Origin of the sequence: Microcystis sp. M109S1 (genome assembly GCF_020247025.1) — a bacterium.
Taxonomy (GTDB): domain Bacteria; phylum Cyanobacteriota; class Cyanobacteriia; order Cyanobacteriales; family Microcystaceae; genus Microcystis.
Window position 1 is genome coordinate 1 of sequence record NZ_JADBRW010000377.1, and the last position, 4,889, is coordinate 4,889.

3 protein-coding genes are annotated in these 4,889 nt (G+C 45.8%); 1 reads left to right on the top strand and 2 read right to left on the bottom strand.

Annotation, left to right across the window (positions count from 1 at the left end):
- Positions 1 to 246: 246 nt before the first annotated feature.
- Both IM322_RS18505 and IM322_RS18510 read right to left on the bottom strand, forming a co-directional pair.
- The gene (locus tag IM322_RS18505; RefSeq protein ID WP_287673655.1) at positions 247 to 1,833 is read right to left on the bottom strand and encodes a serine/threonine-protein kinase; all 1,587 of its coding nucleotides are present in this window, start codon (positions 1,831 to 1,833) and stop codon (positions 247 to 249) included.
- Between the two features lie 392 nt (positions 1,834 to 2,225).
- A complete protein-coding gene (locus IM322_RS18510; RefSeq protein ID WP_287673654.1) occupies positions 2,226 to 3,716 on the bottom strand; it encodes a UDP-N-acetylmuramoyl-L-alanyl-D-glutamate--2,6-diaminopimelate ligase in 1,491 nt (496 codons plus the stop codon).
- Between the two features lie 281 nt (positions 3,717 to 3,997).
- On the opposite strand from IM322_RS18510, the gene IM322_RS18515 reads away from it, so the two are divergent.
- A complete protein-coding gene (locus IM322_RS18515; protein ID WP_287673653.1) occupies positions 3,998 to 4,744 on the top strand; it encodes a DUF4079 domain-containing protein in 747 nt (248 codons plus the stop codon).
- Positions 4,745 to 4,889 lie beyond the last annotated feature (145 nt).

Genomic DNA, 4,889 nt, shown 5'->3' on the forward strand with positions numbered 1-4,889 from the left:
GGTTGGGGGTTGGGGGATGGGGGATGGGTTTTACCGATTTTCAGGTGGTCAACTACCTAATTTTCAGGGAAAAAGTACCTGAATTTTCCCCCTGATCACTCCCAGACCTGGTACTTTTTGATTGACAAAAAGTCTAAAAGTCTTACCCAACAAGGTTTTTAGATTTATTCAGCAGACCCTAAATAGAAGTTTCCTACTGTCTTTTCACTGTTTACTGATTACTGTTTACTGATCACTGAAAAAAGATTACCAGTAACTGCGTTTACCATTGGGCATAACTGTTAACCAATTGGTTTTTGCCAGGGCGATTTGTTCTTGAGTTACTTGGGCATCAGAGAGATTAGCCCCGCAAAGATTAGCATCTTTGAGATTAGCGTAGCGAAGATGGGCGCCGGTGAGATTAGCCCCGCGTAAATCGGCCTTTTCTAGGTCTGCATAACCGAGATAGGCATTATTTAAATTGGTACTTTTGAGAATAGCTTGACTGAGATTAGCCCGGCCCAGATCCGCATTGGACAGATTTGCCCCTTGTAAATTAGCTCCTGTTAATTTGGATTGACAGAAATTGACGCCCAAAAGTTTGGCTTTGGCCAGATTGAGATTGGGTAATTCCTCTTGGGCGAAATTGCGCCGGCCGTCATTGTAAGCATCGAGAATCGCTTTTTCATCTAAGCGGGGTTTTTTCTTCAGTAAGGTTAGCTCTGTGCTGCTGCGGGCTTTACTTATATTCAATACATTTGTATTAGGCAGTGAAAAAGCCATCTGTCCCCCCAGCATATTATCTGGAGAGGCCTCTGGATTTTTATTTTTGGGACGAAATTTAGACTTGAGAGGGACAGAAACGGAGGAAGTGGCTATCGAACCTGAATCTTGTCGGGGGTGCTGGGAAGTAACCATTGCAGCGGCGATTAAACTTTGGGCTAGACTGTCGGCATAAGCCGTCATGTCTAAAGCATCCATTACCTCTTGAGCGGATTTGTAGCGATGACGGACAGAGACTTCCAGCATTGTTTTCAGGACTTTAGCAAACTGGGGACTCACCTTGACTAATTTTTCCCAGAGTAATTCACCTGTATTAATATCAACTTCGATCGCTTTAGGAGATTTGCCCGTGAGTAGATAGAGACAGGTAGCTCCCACCGCGTAGATATCACTAGCGTAAACCGGACGCATGGCCATCTGTTCGGGGGGGGCAAAACCTTGGGTACCCACGGCAAAATTAGTGAAAGCGGTTTGAGAATCGGCATTGGCCATGACGGTATTAACTTGATTTTTGACGGCCCCGAAGTCAATCAGAACCAATTTTCGGTCTGTTTGCCGACGAACTAGGTTAGCGGGTTTGATATCCCGATGAATTACCTTTTGCTCGTGGACATATTGCAAAATCGGCAAGAGTTCACTTAAAAACTGTTTGACTCCCGCTTCGCTAAACGGTCCGCGTTTTTTGACCTCTTGGTGCAGGTTATGACCTTTAACGTATTCTTGAACTAGATAAAACTGTTGATTATCTTCAAAATAGTCCAATAATCGGGGAATCTGCGGATGAACCCCCAGTTTTGCCAAGGTTTCCGCTTCTCGATCAAAAAGCTCCTTGGCCATGCGAAAAACACTAGCATCTTTAGGGGGAGGTTGCAGTTGTTTGACCACACAGAGGGGCTTATCTGGTAGGGACAGATCCGATGAAACAAAAGTTGCCCCAAACCCTCCTTTCCCCAAAATGCGTAGGGTTTGATAGCGGTCGTGCAGAAGAAGTTTTGAACCGCAACTCTCGCAGATTAACGCTGTCGGGGCGTTTTTCGGTTGAGTACAGTTGGGATTAAGGCAGTAGGTCATCTAGAGTCACCAATTGACCGATACTTTTTTACTAACACACCCTAACAATGCACTTTAAGAGATTCTCCTCAAGAGGGGGTATCTCCCAAAGTCTAAAGCCAGAGGCCTCAGACAATCAAAGCGCCTGTAACGCCTTTTTTGTGTCATTGCTTAGTCAAGACAGGGGCAACTTATCAAGATAGGGGTTGCTCCCTAACGGGGATTTTTACCTAAACTCCTCCAGTCTATCACGGATAAGCTAAACGGCTTTTACTTCGGATCACCGATATAGACTCCAAAAGGGTTATAGCTATTGGATCATGCAGGTTAAGCGCCGTTTAGCTTATTAACATTGGCTACTTGTGCCAATTGTCAACTAATGTTAGCTTTTCTTGACAATTAATCATCCCTCATCACTTTTTCACTTTCATCAAAGCGGCCCGGGCCTGTTCGCGGTCATCGAAATGGATTTTTTCCGTCCCCAAAATTTGATAATCTTCGTGACCTTTACCCGCAATAATTACTCCGTCTCCCGGTTGCGCTGCTTGAATGGCCGTGTCAATGGCCAAAGCGCGATCGCTAATTACCTGAACAGTAATTTCTGAGGGAATGCCAGCGACGATATCCTGAAGGATTCGTTCGGGAGACTCTGTGCGGGGATTATCGGAGGTAACTATGGCTAAATCTGCTAATTCTGCGGCTATTTTCCCCATTAACGGCCGTTTTGTCCGATCTCGATCGCCACCACAACCAAAAACACAAATCATCCGACCGGAAATAAAGGGCCGGGAAGCTTTTAAAACATTCTCTAAACTGTCGGGAGTATGGGCATAATCAACAATGACGCTGATATCTTGGTCGGGAGCGGTGCTAACCCGTTCCATCCGCCCCGGTACTCCTGAAAACTGGGGAATTTGACCGATTACTTTCCCTAAATCTACACCACATTCTAACACTGCCGCCACCGCCGCCAAGAGGTTAGCCAGATTATATTGACCCACCAGAGGAGAAGCAAAGGCTATTTCCCCTTGGGGAGTCACCATCACCCCTTGAACTCCCGTGGGTTGATATTGTAAATCCTTAGTATAAAAATCGGCACTAGCATCGGACACACTATAGGTTAAAACCTGTTGGGGAGACAGGGAGGCCGCTAAACGTTGACCATAGGCATCATCAAGGTTAATAATCGCCTTCCCTTGCAGATAATCGGGACTAAATAATTTAGCTTTAGCGGCAAAATAATCTTCCATATCGAGGTGATAATCGAGATGGTCTCTGGTGAGATTGGTAAACACCGTCACGGGAAAAGTACAACCCTGTACCCGTCCCTGGGCCAGTGCATGGGAACTAACTTCCATGACGGCGATTTCATTGCCGGCGCTCACCGCTTTGGCTAAACTAGCTTGTAACTCGTTAGCGAAAGGGGTGGTATGATTAGCGGTTTCTTGGAATCCTTGCCAACGGGTGTAAAGAGTCCCGAATAAAGCGGTGGGAATCTCTGCTTGGCTGAGAAAATATTCAATTAAATGGGTGGTGGTGGTTTTGCCGTTGGTTCCCGTCACACCGATTAATTTTAGGGTTTGGGCAGGATAATGATAGAATTTAGCAGCGATTGCAGCAGCGGCAGTAACTAAATCTGCCACAACGATTACGCAAGCATCCTCCGGGGGGGGAAATTTAGCGGCGGCTGCCGGGGAAATAATCGCCGCTACGGCCCCGGTTTCCAAAGCAGAACGCCAAAATTCGCCCCCATCGACGCGACTACCGGGTAAACCGATAAATAAATCTCCGGGTTGACAAGCATGGGAGTTGGTGGAAATTCCTGTAATCTCGGTTTCTAAAGCGATAGGAGAAGAAATCGGGGAAACCAGAGTGATATTGGTTAAAAGTTCTTGTAGTTTCATAGTCAGGATTGAATCTAGGGATTGCTGCTTTTAGATTAGCCGATTATCAAAGAGGTTCCTCGTCCGAAATGGGAAGTGAGGTTTTGGGGTGTGGGGTGTGGGGTGTGGGGTGTGGGGTGTAGGGTGTGGGGAAATGGGGAGAATAAATAAAAATAATCTCCTGACGACCGACTCCTAACGACCGACGACCGGCTCCTGATATCTGCGATAAGCTGAAAAAAACAAGGCTATAGCTTGTCAACTATTGACGATTTTCTGCTGACTATTTTCGGGATATTTATATGCAATTCGTCGATTTTCTGGCTCTCATTCATCCTGTCCTAGCGATAGTGGTCGTTTTCCCTATTATCGGCCTCGTAGTTAACTTTGCTTGGCAAACCCGTCAACGTCGCTTAGAAACCAACCCGGGAAATAAAAGTAAAATTCCCCCAGTAGTCGGGCCAGAACATCTACGCTTAGGCCGCTGGTTAACGGGTACAGTGGTAGGGGTTAACCTTTTAGCACTAGCTTACTCGGTCGTTTACGGTTTTAATGGTTTTGTCGATAAACAAAAAGAGGGAAAATTAGACCCCTTTCTGGTCATTTTTGTGATTTTGATGTTTTTTGTCACCATTGCCTCTTTGGTCTGTCTCTACCGCGCTAGACAAGCCCTCTGGCGCGGAATTTTTGCCACCTTGACTGGCATGGGTTTAATTATTATCGGTGCTCAGGATGGGGTCTGGCGACTCTCGGCCCAATGGTACTGGTCTCACTACTATATCGGCATGGCGGCATCATTACTGATGATTTTCTCTCTGGCAATTGTCGAAGATATCTATAAAGACCGTTCCCATCGTTGGCGCATTGCCCATACAATTCTCAATTGTATCGCTCTGGCTCTCTTTCTGGGACAAGCAATGACCGGTTCGAGGGATTTGCTGGAAATTCCCCTCAGTTGGCAAAAACCGGCAATTTATCGCTGTGATTTCACCAATAAAACCTGTCCTGAACCGAAATCCTCAACCCCCCTCATCAACCCGATAAGTTAAACTTTTTGGCTCTTCGGTAATTGTTATGCAAATAATTAACTTAAAATAAAATTCGATGAGAGTGCCTACGCCTAAAAGTAGCTGAAATCTATACAGGGAGACACTTACGGCACAAATAGGTTAATACCAAAAGATAGACAATTGA